Source organism: Streptomyces sp. NPDC023723 (genome assembly GCF_040639815.1).
In the GTDB taxonomy this organism is placed as follows: domain Bacteria; phylum Actinomycetota; class Actinomycetes; order Streptomycetales; family Streptomycetaceae; genus Streptomyces.
In genome coordinates this window covers 32,570-46,669 of record NZ_JBFAAP010000002.1, presented here as the reverse complement: position 1 = coordinate 46,669, position 14,100 = coordinate 32,570, and the positions used below count along the sequence as shown (strand labels likewise).

Sequence of the window (14,100 nt, the reverse complement as noted above, 5' to 3'; positions counted from 1 at the left end):
GAGCCGAGGCGCTCGGGGCGCGCGGTCAGCCGAATATGGCGGCCATCCGCTCGGCCGCGTCGGGCGCGAGACCCAGCTGCTCCATCTGTGCCGAGCCCGCGCCGATCTCCGCCGTGCGTTCGAACATCTCGGTCTCGTAGGCGGCGATCGCCGCGCCGGGGTCACCGGCGTGCTCGGCGATCGCCCGGGCGAGCAGCACGCCGTCCAGCATCGCCTGGTTGGCGCCCTCGCCCACCGGTGGCATCAGGTGGGCGGCGTCGCCGAGCAGGGTGACATCCGGGTGCGAGGACCAGCGGGTGCCGACCGGCAGCGCCTCGATGTTCCGTGCGATCAGCGAGCCCGGGTCGCAGGCGTCGATCAGCGCGGTCAGTTCCGGGTCCCAGCCGGCGAACATGTCGTGGAGCCGGGCCACGGTGCCGGTCCAGTCCCCGTTGTCGAACCGCTGCCGGCCGATCCAGCCGTCGTCGGTCCGCACGGTCACCGAGACGCGGATCGTGCCGTCCCCGGACCGCTGTGCTCCGAGGTTGAGGTTGTCGCCCAGGGCCATCAGGCTGCCGGGTCCGACGAACCGCGAGATCCGGGGCCGGCGCAGGTCGGCTTCGGTGATCGTCAGCTGGAGGCAGGCGGACAGGTGCACCGGGCGCGCACCGGTGAGCAGCGGGCGGACGCGGGACCGTCCGCCGTCCGCGCCGACCAGGACGTCCCAGTCGCTCTGCGCCCCGTCGGCGAAGGTCAGCCGGTGACCGCCGGCCGGGAGCGGCTCGACGCCGGTCACGTGGCGGCCCCAGCGGATGGTGCAGTCCGGCACCTTCGACAGCAGCAGCCCGCGCAGGCTTCCGCGGTCGATCTCCGGCCGGGTGCCGTCGCCGGGCTCGGGGGCACGGCGGCCGAGGAGCTTGCCGGCCCGGTCGAGTATCCGCAGGTCCTCGCCCTCGGGCCGGGCCTCGGCCTGGAAGCCCGCGGTCAGCTCCAGTTCGTCCAGGGCGCGCTGTCCCGACTCGGGATGCAGGTCGAGGCTGCCTCCGGGCGCGTGGGCGTCCAGCCCGGCGTCCCGCTCGTACAGCGTGGCCGCGACGCCGTGCCGGTGGAGCATCCCCGCCAGCACCAGCCCGCCGATTCCGCCGCCGACGATGACGATCCGCGGCCCGGTCTGCCCGGTCTGCCCGGTCTGCCCGGTCTTCCTGTTGATCGCGCTCAACTCACTCTCCACTCCTCGATTACCGTACGCCGTACAGAACAGTACACCGTACGGAAACGGATCGACGTACGGTGAAACGGTGGATCTGATCTGGGAGCGCCCCGAACCGCGTGGCCGGACGGTCGTGCCGATCGACCGGGAGCGGATCGTGGCGGCCGCGGTCGCGCTGGCCGACGCCGAGGGGCTGCCCGGCCTTTCGATGCGCAAGGTCGCCGCCGAACTGCACGTGAGCCCGATGCGTCTGTACGGCTACGTCGCCACCAAGGAAGAACTGCTCGACCTGATGGCCGACAATGTGTACGGCGAGATCGCGGCCGCGCTCGGCGACGCGTCCGGATGGGAGTCGGCGCTGCGCACCATCGCCGTCACCACCCGCGACAGCGCCCTGCGGCACGAGTGGTTCGTCGAACTGATCGGCGGGCGACCGCATCTGGGCCCCAACGCCCTGGACGTGATGGAGGCCACCGCCGCGGCCCTGGCGAGCGCCCTGGGGGCGGACGGCGGCGACCGCCTCGTGCCGGCCCTCGGCGTCTTCAACGCCTACCTGGTCGGCGCCGTCCGCAACGAGGTCACCGAGCGGCGCCAGAGCCGGGATACCGGCACCGACGAGACCCAGTGGCGGGCGTCGGTCGGCGTCTACCTCGGACGGCGGCTGGCGACCGGGCGCTACCCCACCACCCGGCGCATCCTCGCCGGAGGCGCCGAGGCCGACCCCGCCGAGATGTTCGACTCGGAAGTCGCGATCATCATCCGCGGTGTGACCCGCACCGAGTGACGGATCAGTCGAAGAGCGCCGCGGGTGCCCATCGCCCAGGTCGTAGTGGTGGCACAGGCCCGATGCCGCGCGGTAAAGGCTCTGACGGGCTTCTGGCACGCCGGGCTGGTCCCGGCCGTGGGCGGTGGTAATGCCCGGCACAGGGCACAGAGCACAGGCGATTCGCCTACTGACCACCTCCTCACCGGCCGACCACCCCACCGCCCCCGCCCGCCTCTGCCGTACCATCCACCTGCGACGGCGGTCGGACACCTGAGCGAGCCAACTGCCGTGCGACAGACGGACAAACAGGGGGAACAGGCATGGCAGAGACCCGGCGACGGCTGCGGTCGAGCACCGTCGTGCTCGGCGGTATGGGGGTCCTCGCGGCTGCCCTGACGTCGTGCGGCTCGGAGCCCGACCGGCGCTGCGTGGACCGCGACGACTACACCTTCGCCGACGGCTACAAGGTCGTCGCCGACAAGAACTGCAAGTCCGCCACCAGCCGGTCGGCTGCCGACTGGTACTACGACTCCGACGTCGCCCGCGGCCGGGCCGACTACGGCACCTTCGACCGCGACGAGGCCGTCGACCGCGGCGGCCTCGGCTGCTCCAGCTCCGGCAGCAGCGGCGGCTGAGTCACCATGCGGCGCCGCACCATCGAACCCCGCCCCGGCTGGCAGCAGACCGTCGAGGAGCAGGGGCTCGTGTACCCCCTCACCCGCTACCCCGACGACTCCCTGCGCCCCTACTGGGACGAGAGCGCCTACTACGTCTTCTCCCTGGCCGAGGTCGAGGCGCTGGAGGAGACCGTCGAGGAACTGCACCGCATGTGCCTGGCCGCCGCCGGGCACATCGTCACCGCCGGCCGCTTCGCCGACCTCGGCATCACCGACCCGCGCGTGGCCGAGGCGGTCACCGAGGCGTGGCACCGCCGCGCCGAACTCCCCTCCGTCTACGCCCGCTTCGACCTGCGCTACGACGGCACCGGACCGGCGAAACTCCTGGAGTACAACGCGGACACCCCGACCTCCCTGGTCGAGGCGGCGTCCCCGCAGTGGTTCTGGATGGAGGAGCGCTTCCCCGGCGCCGACCAGTGGAACTCCCTCCACGAGCGCCTGATCGACGCCTGGCGGAAACAGGCCGCCCTGCTCCCGCCCGGCAGCCCGCTGTACTTCGCGCACTCCACCGCCGACGAACTCGGCGAGGACCTCATGACGGTCGCCTACCTCAAGGAGACCGCCGAGCAGGCCGGCCTGGAGACCGAGTCGATCTCGGTGGAGGACATCGGCTGGGACCGCCTCTCCGGCCGGTTCGTCGACACCCGGCTCCGCTTCATCCGCAGCTGCTTCAAGCTCTACCCCTGGGAGTGGCTCACCACCGACCGCTTCGCCGGGCACGTGCTGGCCACCCTCGACAACGGCGGCGGCACCGGCAGCACCCTGTGGATCGAGCCCGCCTGGAAGATGCTGCTCAGCAACAAGGCGCTGCTGGCGATCCTGTGGGAGCTGTACCCGGACCACCCCAACCTCCTCCCGGCCTACCTCGACGGCCCCCGCGAGCTGACCGGCAGCACCGGCTGGGTCGCCAAGCCCCTCCTCGGCCGCGAAGGCGCGGGCGTCACCATCCACCAGCCCGGTACCGCCCCCGCCCCCCGCGACGAGCCCTGCTGCTACCAGGCCCTCGCCCCGCTCCCCGCCTTCGACGGCAACCACGTCGTGCTGGGCGCCTGGGTGGTCGAGGACGAGTCGGCCGGGCTCGGCATCCGCGAGTCGGCGGGCCTGGTGACGGACGAGTACGCCCGCTTCCTGCCGCACGTGATCCTCTAGGCGCCTTCTTCTCCTTCTGCTCCTTCTTCCGCGGAGATCCAGCCCCTGGCCGTACCGCCCGCATGATGGACGCTTTACGACCGCACATCCGGCCGCCGGGTAATCTGGCCCCCGGGCCGTGACTGGCGCGCTGGGATGGGACCGACCATCGGGGAGCGGCCCCCGGGCCCCTACGCAAGGGCCCCGGAACAGTGCCGTGCGCCTGGGCCCCCGTACCGTGAACGCTGAAAGCCGACGTCCCGGAGGTCCCCATGTCAGCCGAGCAGCCGCTCTCCACCGAGTCCACCGCCTACCGCGCCGCCCTCGACGTGATCCGCGCCGTGGAGCCGCGCGTCGCCGACGCCATCGGCCAGGAGGTGGCCGACCAGCGCGAGATGCTCAAGCTGATCGCCTCCGAGAACTACGCCTCCCCGGCCACCCTGCTAGCGATGGGCAACTGGTTCAGCGACAAGTACGCCGAGGGCACCATCGGCCGCCGCTTCTACGCCGGCTGCCGCAACGTCGACACCGTCGAGTCGCTCGCCGCCGAGCACGCCCGCGAGCTGTTCGGCGCCCGGCACGCCTACGTCCAGCCGCACTCCGGCATCGACGCCAACCTGGTCGCCTTCTGGGCCGTCCTCGGCGCCCGCGTCGAGGTGCCGTTCCTGGAGAAGACCGGCGTCCGCCAGATCAACGACCTGACCGACGAGGACTGGGCCGAACTGCGCCGCGCCTTCGGCAACCAGCGGATGCTCGGCATGTCCCTGGACGCCGGCGGCCACCTCACCCACGGCTTCCGCCCGAACATCTCCGGCAAGATGTTCGACCAGCGCTCCTACGGGACCGACCCGGCCACCGGGCTCATCGACTACGAGGCGCTGCGCGCCTCCGCCCGCGAGTTCAAGCCGCTGATCATCGTCGCCGGCTACTCCGCCTACCCGCGTCTGGTGAACTTCCGGATCATGCGGGAGATCGCCGACGAGGTCGGCGCCACGCTCATGGTCGACATGGCGCACTTCGCCGGTCTGGTCGCGGGCAAGGTGCTCACCGGCGACTTCGACCCGGTCCCGCACGCCCAGATCGTGACGACCACCACGCACAAGTCGCTGCGCGGCCCGCGCGGCGGCATGGTGCTGTGCGACGACTCGCTCAAGGACCAGGTCGACCGGGGCTGCCCGATGGTCCTCGGCGGCCCGCTGCCGCACGTCATGGCCGCCAAGGCCGTCGCCCTCGCCGAGGCCCGGCAGCCGTCCTTCCAGGACTACGCCCAGCGCATCGTCGACAACGCCCGCGCGCTCGCCGAGGGCCTGCTGAAGCGCGGCGCCACCCTGGTCACCGGCGGCACCGACAACCACCTCAACCTGATCGACGTGGCCGGCTCCTACGGCCTCACCGGCCGCCAGGCCGAGCAGGCCCTGCTGGACTCCGGCATCGTCACCAACCGCAACGCCATCCCCGCCGACCCGAACGGCGCCTGGTACACCTCCGGCATCCGCATCGGCACCCCGGCGCTGACCACCCGGGGCCTGGGCACGGCGGAGATGGACGAGGTCGCCGGTCTCATCGACCGGGTGCTCACCGCCGCCGAGCCCGGCACCACCAAGTCCGGCGCCCCCTCCAAGGCGTCCCACGTCCTGGACGACAAGATCGCCGACGAGATCTCCCGCCGGGCCACCGACCTGGTCGCCGGTTTCCCGCTCTACCCGGAGATCGACCTCGGCTGATCCCCGCCGCCGGCCGCACCGGCCGGCCGGCTCCACCAGCGCCCACCACCAGCCGGGTGCCGCGTCCGTTCGACCGGACGCGGCACCCGGCTCGCGCGCGTCCGCGCGGCACCGGGAGCCCGCCGTCCACAGCCCGTTCCCGGGCGCCCCCCGCGACCTGAGAGAATGATGAACATGGCCTCTGATCGTCCTCGCGTGCTCTCCGGAATCCAGCCCACCGCGGGCTCGTTCCACCTCGGCAACTACCTCGGCGCGGTCCGCCAATGGGTGGCGCTCCAGGAGACCCACGACGCGTTCTACATGGTCGTCGACCTGCACGCGATCACGGTCCCGCAGGACCCGAAGGAACTGCGGGACAACACCCGGCTCGCCGCCGCCCAGCTGCTCGCGGCCGGCCTCGACCCGGACCGCTGCACGCTGTTCGTGCAGAGCCACGTCCCCGAGCACGCCCAGCTCGCCTGGGTGATGAACTGCCTCACCGGCTTCGGCGAGGCGTCCCGGATGACCCAGTTCAAGGACAAGTCCGCCAAGCAGGGCGCCGACCGCGCCTCGGTCGGCCTGTTCACCTACCCGGTCCTCCAGGTCGCGGACATCCTGCTCTACCAGGCCAACGAGGTACCGGTCGGCGAGGACCAGCGCCAGCACATCGAGCTGACCCGCGACCTCGCCGAGCGCTTCAACGGCCGCTTCGGCGAGACCTTCACCGTCCCCAGGCCGTACATCCTCAAGGAGACGGCGAAGATCTACGATCTCCAGGACCCGACGGTCAAGATGAGCAAGTCCGCGTCCACGCCGAAGGGCCTGGTCAACCTGCTGGACGAGCCGAAGACCACCGCCAAGAAGGTCAGGAGCGCGGTCACCGACACCGACACGGTCGTCGTCTACGACGCCGAGAACAAGCCGGGCGTCAGCAACCTCCTCACCATCTACGCCACCCTCACCGGCGCGGGCATCGGCGAACTGGAGGAGAAGTACGCCGGCCAGGGCTACGGCGCGCTGAAGACCGACCTGGCCGAGGTCGTGACCGACTTCGTGACGCCGTTCCGCGAGCGCACCCAGAGCTACCTGGACGACCCGGAGACGCTGGACTCGGTGCTGGCCAAGGGCGCGGAGAAGGCGCGGGCGGTCGCCGCCGAGACCCTCGCGCAGACGTACGACCGGGTGGGATTCCTGCCCGCCAAGCACTGAGCCGCGACCCGCGAGCGCCGCACATCACTCCCGTTGCGCCTGCCCGGGACCCGGTCGTGGCCGTACAGTCGATTAACAGGTGGCCGCACCAGCGGCCACTTCCGCCGAAGCACCGACAGGACAGAACAGGAGACGACGTGGGGACCGTAACGATCGGCGTGTCGATCGCGGTCCCGGAGCCTCACGGCAGCCGGCTGCAACAGCTGCGCGCGGGCTTCGGCGACGCCGCGGCTCACGGTATCCCCACCCACGTCACCCTGCTCCCGCCCACGGAGGTCGACGCCGGGCTGCTGCCCGCGATCGAGACGCACCTGGCGGAGGTCGCCGCGGCCGGCCGGCCGTTCCCGATGCGGCTGTCCGGCACCGGCACCTTCCGGCCGCTCTCCCCGGTGGTCTACGTCCAGGTGGTCGAGGGCGCCGAAGCCTGCGCCTGGCTCCAGAAGCAGGTCCGCGACGCGTCCGGACCGGTCGCCCGCGAGCTCCAGTTCCCGTACCACCCGCACGTCACCGTGGCGCACGGCATCGAGGAGGCGGCGATGGACCGCGCCTTCGCGGAGCTGGCCGGCTACGCGGCCCAGTGGCCCTGCACCGGCTTCGCCCTCTACGAGCAGGGCGCCGACGGGGTGTGGCGCAAGCTGCGCGAGTACCCCTTCGGCAGCACGGTGGTCCCGCCCCAGGCCGGCCACGCGGAGCGCAGCACGCTGCCCAGGACGTAGTACCAGCTGCCCAGGACGACGCAGTACCAGCTGTTTAGGACGACGCAGTACTAGACGGGCAGCCGGCGGAACACCGCGCGGGGCAGATGGCGCACGGCCGACATCACGACCCGCAGCGCGCCCGGCACCCAGACCGTCTCCGAGCGGCGCCTGAGGCCCAGCTCGATCGCGGTCGCCACCGCCTCCGGGGTGGTCGCCAGCGGCGCCTCCGCCAGACCGGCGGTCATCCGGGACCGTACGAACCCGGGGCGTACCACCATGACGTGCACGCCGGTGCCGTGCAGCGCGTCGCCCAGGCCCTGCGCGAAGGCGTCCAGGCCGGCCTTGCTGGAGCCGTAGATGAAGTTGGCGCGGCGGGCCCGCTCGCCGGCCACCGAGGAGAGCACGACCAGCGAGCCGTGGCCCTGCGTCTGGAGCGCGGCGGCGCTGACCAGGCCGGCCGAGACGGCGCCCGTGTAGTTGGTCCCCGCGACCCGCACGGCGCTCACCGGCTCCCGCTCGTCGTGCGCCTGGTCGCCCAGGATGCCGAAGGCGAGCAGCACCAGGTCGATGTCGCCCTCCGCGAAGACCTTGTCGAGGACCTCCTCGTGCGACTCGGGTTCGAGGGCGTCGAAGGCGACCGTGCGGACCTCCGCGCCGAGCCCGCGCAGCTCCTCGGCGGCCGCGTCGAGCGCGGCGCCGGGGCGGCCGGCCAGCCAGACCGTGCGGGTGCGGCGGGCCACCAGCCGGCGGGCGGTGGCCAGCGCGATCTCGGACGTACCGCCGAGTACGAGCAGGGACTGGGGCAGGCCGAAGGCGTCCTTCATGGCGGTGTCCTAGAGGTCGAGGCGGCGGGAGAGGTCGGAGACGAACACGCCGCGCGGGTCCAGCTCCGCGCGCAGCGCGCGGAAGTCGGCGAGGCGCGGGTACATCGGGGCGAGCAGTTCCGGCCGCAGCCGGGAGTCCTTGGCCAGGTAGACCCGGCCGCCGGCCGCCGCCACCTCCTCGTCGAGTTCGTCGAGGAAGGCGCCGAGGCCGGGCAGCCCGGCCGGGATGTCCAGGGCCAGCGTCCAGCCGGGCACCGGGAAGGACAGCCAGCCCGGGTCGGCCGCCCCGAACCGCTTGAGGACGGCCAGGAAGGACGGGCAGCGCTGCTCGGAGATGCGGCGCACCACGCGGCGCAGGGTCTCCTCCCGGCCGTGTCCGACGGCGAACTGGTACTGCACGAAGCCGGCCCGGCCGTAGATCCGGTTCCAGTGCGGGACGCCGTCCAGGGGGTGGAAGAAGGACGGGATGCGCTGGAGGCGGGTGGTGCGGGTGCGGGGGGCCTTGCGGAACCACAGTTCGTTGAAGAGGCCGACCGTCGTGCGGGTGAGCAGCCCGTCCGGGACATGTCCGGGGGCGGCCGGGAGGCGGGCGGTGCGGAAGGCGAGGGGGGTCCGGCGGGCCCGGCGCGGCAGCGCGTCCAGCGGGGCGTGGTCGCCGCGGGTGAGGACCGCGCGGCCGGTCGCCGCGCCGCGCGCCAGCAGGTCGATCCAGGCGACGGAGTACCGGTAGCGGTGGTCGTCGGCGGTCAGCCGGGCCATCAGGTCGTCGAGGTCGGCGGCGCGTTCGGTGTCCACGGACATGTACGAGGACTCGACGGGGTGCAGGCGGACCGTCGCGGTGAGGATCACGCCGGTCAGGCCCATGCCGCCGGCGGTCGCGTCGAACAGCGGGGTGCCCGGCGTGACGGTCCTGACTTGGCCGTCGGCGGTGAGCAGCTCCAGGGACAGCACATGCCGGGAGAAGGACCCGCAGACGTGGTGGTTCTTGCCGTGGATGTCGGCGCCGATCGCCCCGCCGACGGTGACGTAGCGGGTGCCGGGCGTCACCGGCACGAACCAGCCGAGCGGCAGCAGCACCTCCATCAGCCGGTGCAGCGAGACGCCCGCGTCGCACAGCACGGTGCCGCCCTCGACGTCGATGGCGTGGATCCGGTCCAGGCCGGTCATGTCCAGTACGGCGCCGCCCGCGTTCTGCGCCGCGTCGCCGTAGGCCCGGCCCAGGCCCCGGGCGACGGTGCCGCGCGCCCCGCAGGCGCGGACCGCGACCGCCGCCTCCTCGTACGTCCGGGGGCGGACCAGCCGGGCGGCGGTGGGGGCGGTGCGGCCCCATCCGGTGACGGGGCCCCAGTCAGTGTCGGCAGACATGGCCGCGACCGTATCGCCCGTTTACGCAGTATTGATTCTGGAATCTCCGATTGTTTCTGCTTATCCCCGAAATGGGTGATTAATGGGATGTCGCTCAATAATCCCGGAGTTTTGCCGGAGTTCCACCGTCGTCGGCATGAACAGTGGGTCCGCATGGACGACCACCTCGACGACATGGACCACCGGATCGTCTCGGCGCTCAGGGCGTGCGGCGGTGACCCGCGGGTGGCGGGCGCCGCCCGCGCGCTGTCCTTCGCGGGGGAGCACGCGGCACTGTGGCTCGCGGCCGGACTCACCGGAGCCGCCCTGGACCGCCCCCGTCGGGCGGCCTGGCTGCGCGGCACCGCCCTCACCGCGGGCGCGCACCTGGCCAGCATGGGCGTGAAACGGGTCGTGCGCCGCCCGCGCCCGGCGCATGTCCGGCCGCTGGTGCCCACCGCGGGCCGGCACTCCTTCCCCAGCTCGCACGCCACCTCCGCGGTGGCCGCCGCCGTCGCCCTCGGCACGCTCGGCAGCCGCGCCGCCTGGCCGGTGGCCGCCGCGGTCTGCGTCTCCCGGCTGGTCACCGGCGTGCACTATCCCTCGGACGTGGCGGCCGGCGCCGCCCTGGGCGCCCTCACCGCCCGGCTCGGCGCCGACTGGATGCGCGGAGGCGTGGTCCATGGCTGACACCGCCGTCCTGCGCCAGCGCGCCCGTGAGCGGCCGCCGGCCCGGCCGCCCCGCCCGGGCGGTCTGCTGACCGGCCTGGTGCGCACCGCCCGCCCCAAGCAGTGGGTCAAGAACGTCCTGGTCGTCGCCGCCCCGGCCGCCGCCGGCGAACTCCTCTCCCGGGCCGCCCTGACCCGGATCGCCCTGGTCTTCGTCCTGTTCACCGCCTGCGCCGCCGCCGTCTACCTGGTCAACGACGCCCGCGACGCCGACGCCGACCGCGCCCACCCGGTCAAACGGCACCGCCCGGTCGCCGCCGGCCAGGTCCCGGTCCCCGTCGCCTACGCGGTCGGCGGCGCCCTCGCCCTGCTCGCGCCCGCCGCCGCGCTCTGGCTCTGCCCGCCCGCCGTCGCCGCCCTGCTGACCGCCTACCTGGGCATGCAACTGGCGTACTGCGTCAGCCTCAAGCACGTCCTGGTCGTCGACCTCGTCGTGGTCAGCACCGGGTTCCTGATGCGGGCGACCGTCGGCGGGCTCGCGCTCGGCATCCCGCTGTCCCGCTGGTTCCTGATCACCACCGGCTTCGGCGCGCTGTTCATGGTCGCCGCCAAGCGCTACTCCGAGGCCGTGCAGATGGCCGGCCGGGCGGGCGCCACCCGCGCGCTGCTCACCGAGTACACCACCGGCTACCTGCGCTTCGTCTGGCAGCTCGCGGCCGGCGTCGCCGTCCTCGGCTACTGCCTGTGGGCCCTGGAGGAGGGCGGCGCCCCGCACCCCGGCCTGCTGCCCTGGCGCCAGCTCTCGGTGGTCGCCTTCATCCTCGCCGTGCTGCGCTACGCCGTCTTCGCCGACCGGGGCACGGCCGGCGAACCCGAGGACGTCGTCCTGCGGGACCGCGCGCTCACCCTGATCGGGGTGGTGTGGGCGGCGCTGTACGCGGCGGCGGTATCCCCTTGGTGAGCCTGGGCGACCGCCGGGAACTGCTCGGCTTCGCCCTGGCCGGCCTCCTCGCCTACGCCGTCGACCTCGGCCTGTTCACCCTGCTGCGCGGACCGGCCGGACTCGGCCCGCTCACCGCCAAGGCGCTGTCCTTCGTGGCCGGCTGCACGGTCGCCTACGCCGGCAACGCGCTCGGCACCTACCGGCACACCCGGCCCCGCGGCGCCCGCCCGTACGCCGTCTTCTTCGCGGTGAACCTGGCCGGCGCTGCCGTACAACTGCTCTGCCTCACCGTCAGCCACTACGGCCTCGGCCTCACCTCGCAGCGCGCCGACACGGTCGCCGGCGCGGGAATCGGCATGGCGCTGGCCACGATCCTGCGTTTCTGGGGCACACGGACACTTGTTTTCCCAACTGGGGGCAGGGTCGGATCATGGACTGGCTGAAAAAGCTTCCCGTAGTGGGCCCGTGGGTGACGCGGCTGATGGCCACGCACGCCTGGCGGTCGTACGAGCGGCTGGACCGGGTGAAGTGGGCGCGGCTGGCTGCCGCCATGACCTTCACCAGTTTCATCGCGCTGTTCCCGCTGCTCTCGCTGGGCGCCGCGATCATCGCCGCCACGCTCAGCGAGCAGCAGCAGAAGGAGGTGCAGGACAAGATCGCCGATCAGATCCCGGGCATCGCCGACCAGTTGAACATCGAGAGCCTGGTGGCCAACGCCGGCACCGTCGGGGTGATCGCCGCCGCCCTGCTGCTGTTCACCGGCATGAACTGGATCGACTCGACCCGGGGCTGTCTGCGGGCGGTGTGGGAACTGCCCGACGAGGACGAGAACCCGGTCCTGCACAAGGTCAGGGACGGCGGCATCCTGATCGGCTTCGGCGGCGCGCTGCTGGTCACCCTCGCCATCTCCACCGTCGCCTCCGCGCTGGTCGGCTGGCTCATCCGGCGGCTCGGCATGGACGGCGGCGGCGTCGGCGGGGTGCTGCTGTACATCGCCGCGTTCGCCGTCGCCGTACTCGCCGACTTCCTGGTCCTGCTCTACGTCCTGACCCTGCTGCCCGGCGCCGAGCCCGAGCGCCGCCGGCTGCTGGTGGCGGCGCTGCTCGGCGCGGTCGGCTTCGAACTGCTCAAGCTGCTGCTCAGCGGCTATATGCAGGGCGTGGCCGCGAAGAGCATGTACGGCGCGTTCGGGGTGCCGGTCGCGCTGCTGCTGTGGATCAACTTCACCTCGAAGCTGGTGCTGTTCTGCGCCTCCTGGACGGCGACCGGCAGCAAGGAGACCGAACTCGGCGGAGCTACGGGCGGGTCCGGCGGCGTACCAGATCCGGCAGCGGCCACCGGCGGTTGACCAGGAACGCGGCGCCCGCGAGCAGCACCAGCGCGCCGCCGGTGATGCCCAGCGCCGTCCCGACGCCGCCGGAGCCGTCCGTGGCGGCGGCGGCGCCGACCGGCTTGGAGCCGGTCGCGCCGTCCCCGTCGCCGCTGCCGCCGGCCTCGCCCGAACCCGTCTCGGGGGAGGCACTGGACGCGGCGCCCTGCGGGGCCACCAGCTCGCCCACCGGTTCGACCTTGCCGGCCGCCTCGAACCCCCAGTCGAAGAGCTTGGCGGTCTCCTTGTAGACCTCGTTGTGCTCGCTCTTCTCCGGGTTCATCACGGTGACCAGGAGCACCTTGCCGTCGCGCTCGGCGACGCCGGTGAAGGTGGCGCCCGCGTTGGTGGTGTTGCCGTTCTTCACGCCCGCGATGCCCGGGTACTGGTCTATGTCGTAGTCGCCGGTCAGCAGCCGGTTGGTGTTCTGGATCTCGAAGGGCTTGCGGACCGTCTTGCCCTTCTTGTTCTTGGTCGTCTCGCCCGGGAAGTCCGCGCTGACCGTCGAGCAGTACTCGCGGAAGTCCGCCTTCTGCAGCCCGGAGCGGGCGAACAGCGACAGGTCGTAGGCGGAGGAGACCTGGCCGGGAGCGTCGTAGCCGTCCGGGCTGACCACGTGCGTGTCGAGCGCCTGGAGCTCCTCGGCGTGCTCGTTCATGTCCGCGACCGTCTTGTCCACCCCGCCGTTCATCGCGGACAGCACGTGCACCGCGTCGTTGCCCGAGCGCAGGAAGACCCCCAGCCACAGGTCGTGCACGGTGTACGTCTCGTTCTCCTTGATGCCGACCAGGCTGGAGCCCGAGCCGATGCCCGCCAGGTCGGAGGGGACCACCTTGTGCTTGGTGGTCTTCGGGAACTGCGGCAGCACCGTGTCGGCGAACAGCATCTTCAGGGTGCTCGCCGGGGCCAGCTCCCAGTGCGCGTTGTGCGCGGCCAGTACCTCGCCGCTCTCCGCGTCCGAGACGATCCAGGAGCGGGCCGTGATGTCCTTGGGCAGCACCGGTACGCCGCTCGCGAGATTGGCCTGCGTGCCCGACTGTCCGAGCCGGCTGCCGCCCACGCTCGACATCTGCGCCGGGGGCGTGGCGGAGGGGCTTTCCGAGGCGTCCGGGCTCGGGGCCGCGTACGCGGCCGGCGCGGCCAGCGCGAGGGCCGAGACGGTGGTCAGGACGGCGGGAGTGACCAGCAGCGATCGCCGGACGGTCTTCTTGGGTGCGGGCACGGTCGAGAACGTACCGCCCGCCCCGCGGGCTGTCTCACCCGCCTCCCCACCCCGGACACGGGACCGGACCCGCGGCGGCGATACTGGGGGCATGAAGCTCAGCCGTCCCGTCTCCTGGTTCCTGCTCGCGTTCGGGGTGTGGTCCTGGATCATCTGGATCACTTTCGTCAAGAATCTGGCCAAGGACAGCAGCGGACTCGCGTTCGAGGACGGCGACCCCACGGCGTACTTCTGGGTCCACCTGCTGCTGGCGGTGGTCTCCTTCGTACTGGGGACGGTCGTCGGGCTCATCGGGTTGCGCGGTCTGCGCGCACTGCGCCGCACGTCATAGTCGCGGTCCGCTTCAGGGGTGGGGGTAC

15 protein-coding genes are annotated in these 14,100 nt (G+C 72.5%); 11 read left to right on the top strand and 4 right to left on the bottom strand.

What is annotated here, in order from left to right; genetic code table 11:
* Nucleotides 1-25: 25 nt before the first annotated feature.
* A complete protein-coding gene (locus AB0G32_RS03000) occupies nt 26-1,198 on the bottom strand; it encodes an FAD-dependent monooxygenase (protein WP_361157291.1) in 1,173 nt (390 codons plus the stop codon).
* Between the two features lie 79 nt (nt 1,199-1,277).
* Between AB0G32_RS03000 and AB0G32_RS02995 the strand changes: the two genes are divergently transcribed.
* The 6 genes from AB0G32_RS02995 (at nt 1,278) to AB0G32_RS02970 (ending at nt 7,388) form a co-directional block, all read left to right on the top strand.
* A complete protein-coding gene (locus AB0G32_RS02995) occupies nt 1,278-1,973 on the top strand; it encodes a TetR/AcrR family transcriptional regulator C-terminal domain-containing protein (RefSeq protein ID WP_361157289.1) in 696 nt (231 codons plus the stop codon).
* A 302-nt stretch (nt 1,974-2,275) separates the two neighbouring features.
* Entirely contained in the window at nt 2,276-2,590 is a 315-nt protein-coding gene (locus tag AB0G32_RS02990) for a hypothetical protein (protein WP_361157287.1), read from the top strand.
* A gap of 6 nt (nt 2,591-2,596) precedes the next feature.
* The gene (locus tag AB0G32_RS02985) at nt 2,597-3,781 is read left to right on the top strand and encodes a glutathionylspermidine synthase family protein (protein ID WP_361157285.1); all 1,185 of its coding nucleotides are present in this window, start codon (nt 2,597-2,599) and stop codon (nt 3,779-3,781) included.
* 251 nt (nt 3,782-4,032) lie between these two features.
* Nucleotides 4,033-5,484: a glycine hydroxymethyltransferase gene (locus tag AB0G32_RS02980; RefSeq protein ID WP_361157282.1), complete on the top strand. Its 1,452-nt coding sequence runs from the start codon at nt 4,033-4,035 to the stop codon at nt 5,482-5,484.
* Between the two features lie 174 nt (nt 5,485-5,658).
* Nucleotides 5,659-6,672, top strand: coding sequence for a tryptophan--tRNA ligase (gene trpS / locus AB0G32_RS02975; protein WP_361157280.1), 1,014 nt, complete (start codon nt 5,659-5,661; stop codon nt 6,670-6,672).
* A gap of 137 nt (nt 6,673-6,809) precedes the next feature.
* Nucleotides 6,810-7,388, top strand: coding sequence for a 2'-5' RNA ligase family protein (locus AB0G32_RS02970; RefSeq protein ID WP_361157277.1), 579 nt, complete (start codon nt 6,810-6,812; stop codon nt 7,386-7,388).
* A 50-nt stretch (nt 7,389-7,438) separates the two neighbouring features.
* Here the strand turns inward: AB0G32_RS02970 and AB0G32_RS02965 are convergent, their stop codons facing one another.
* Nucleotides 7,439-8,194 (bottom strand): decaprenylphospho-beta-D-erythro-pentofuranosid-2-ulose 2-reductase, encoded by a 756-nt coding sequence (locus AB0G32_RS02965; RefSeq protein ID WP_361157275.1) that lies wholly within the window; start codon nt 8,192-8,194, stop codon nt 7,439-7,441.
* A gap of 9 nt (nt 8,195-8,203) precedes the next feature.
* Nucleotides 8,204-9,559: an FAD-binding oxidoreductase gene (locus AB0G32_RS02960; protein WP_361157272.1), complete on the bottom strand. Its 1,356-nt coding sequence runs from the start codon at nt 9,557-9,559 to the stop codon at nt 8,204-8,206.
* Nucleotides 9,560-9,712: 153 nt separating this feature from the next.
* On the opposite strand from AB0G32_RS02960, the gene AB0G32_RS02955 reads away from it, so the two are divergent.
* From AB0G32_RS02955 to AB0G32_RS02940, 4 genes are read left to right on the top strand one after another with little or no spacing between them, the layout of a single operon-like run.
* Nucleotides 9,713-10,228, top strand: coding sequence for a phosphatase PAP2 family protein (locus AB0G32_RS02955; protein WP_361157270.1), 516 nt, complete (start codon nt 9,713-9,715; stop codon nt 10,226-10,228).
* Nucleotides 10,221-11,168, top strand: coding sequence for a decaprenyl-phosphate phosphoribosyltransferase (locus AB0G32_RS02950; protein WP_361157268.1), 948 nt, complete (start codon nt 10,221-10,223; stop codon nt 11,166-11,168). Before AB0G32_RS02955 ends, AB0G32_RS02950 begins: the two co-directional genes overlap by 8 nt.
* Complete coding sequence (locus AB0G32_RS02945; protein WP_361157266.1) at nt 11,162-11,593, top strand: GtrA family protein; 432 nt, start codon at nt 11,162-11,164, stop codon at nt 11,591-11,593. The genes AB0G32_RS02950 and AB0G32_RS02945 overlap by 7 nt, the downstream gene beginning before the upstream one ends.
* On the top strand, nt 11,581-12,498 hold the full coding sequence (locus AB0G32_RS02940) for a YihY/virulence factor BrkB family protein (RefSeq protein WP_361157263.1): 918 nt from the start codon (nt 11,581-11,583) through the stop codon (nt 12,496-12,498). Before AB0G32_RS02945 ends, AB0G32_RS02940 begins: the two co-directional genes overlap by 13 nt.
* Here AB0G32_RS02940 and AB0G32_RS02935 read toward each other — a convergent pair.
* Entirely contained in the window at nt 12,446-13,741 is a 1,296-nt protein-coding gene (locus AB0G32_RS02935) for a D-alanyl-D-alanine carboxypeptidase (protein WP_361157261.1), read from the bottom strand. The two genes, AB0G32_RS02940 and AB0G32_RS02935, sit on opposite strands and share 53 nt — an antisense overlap.
* A gap of 91 nt (nt 13,742-13,832) precedes the next feature.
* On the opposite strand from AB0G32_RS02935, the gene AB0G32_RS02930 reads away from it, so the two are divergent.
* Nucleotides 13,833-14,072 carry a hypothetical protein gene (locus tag AB0G32_RS02930; protein ID WP_361157258.1) on the top strand — a complete coding sequence of 80 codons (240 nt, stop codon included), beginning with the start codon at nt 13,833-13,835 and terminating at the stop codon, nt 14,070-14,072.
* The last annotated feature ends 28 nt before the right edge of the window (nt 14,073-14,100 follow it).

Bases quoted from the DNA above. Each gene is read 5' to 3' on its own strand.
- AB0G32_RS02990 (WP_361157287.1), top strand. From the start codon at position 2,276: ATGGCAGAGACCCGGCGACGGCTGCGGTCGAGCACCGTCGTGCTCGGC.
- AB0G32_RS02985 (WP_361157285.1), top strand. From the start codon at position 2,597: ATGCGGCGCCGCACCATCGAACCCCGCCCCGGCTGGCAGCAGACCGTC.
- AB0G32_RS02980 (WP_361157282.1), top strand. From the start codon at position 4,033: ATGTCAGCCGAGCAGCCGCTCTCCACCGAGTCCACCGCCTACCGCGCC.
- trpS (WP_361157280.1), top strand. From the start codon at position 5,659: ATGGCCTCTGATCGTCCTCGCGTGCTCTCCGGAATCCAGCCCACCGCG.
- AB0G32_RS02965 (WP_361157275.1), bottom strand. From the start codon at position 8,194: ATGAAGGACGCCTTCGGCCTGCCCCAGTCCCTGCTCGTACTCGGCGGT.
- AB0G32_RS02960 (WP_361157272.1), bottom strand. From the start codon at position 9,559: ATGTCTGCCGACACTGACTGGGGCCCCGTCACCGGATGGGGCCGCACC.
- AB0G32_RS02955 (WP_361157270.1), top strand. From the start codon at position 9,713: ATGGACGACCACCTCGACGACATGGACCACCGGATCGTCTCGGCGCTC.
- AB0G32_RS02950 (WP_361157268.1), top strand. From the start codon at position 10,221: ATGGCTGACACCGCCGTCCTGCGCCAGCGCGCCCGTGAGCGGCCGCCG.
- AB0G32_RS02940 (WP_361157263.1), top strand. From the start codon at position 11,581: ATGGACTGGCTGAAAAAGCTTCCCGTAGTGGGCCCGTGGGTGACGCGG.
- AB0G32_RS02930 (WP_361157258.1), top strand. From the start codon at position 13,833: ATGAAGCTCAGCCGTCCCGTCTCCTGGTTCCTGCTCGCGTTCGGGGTG.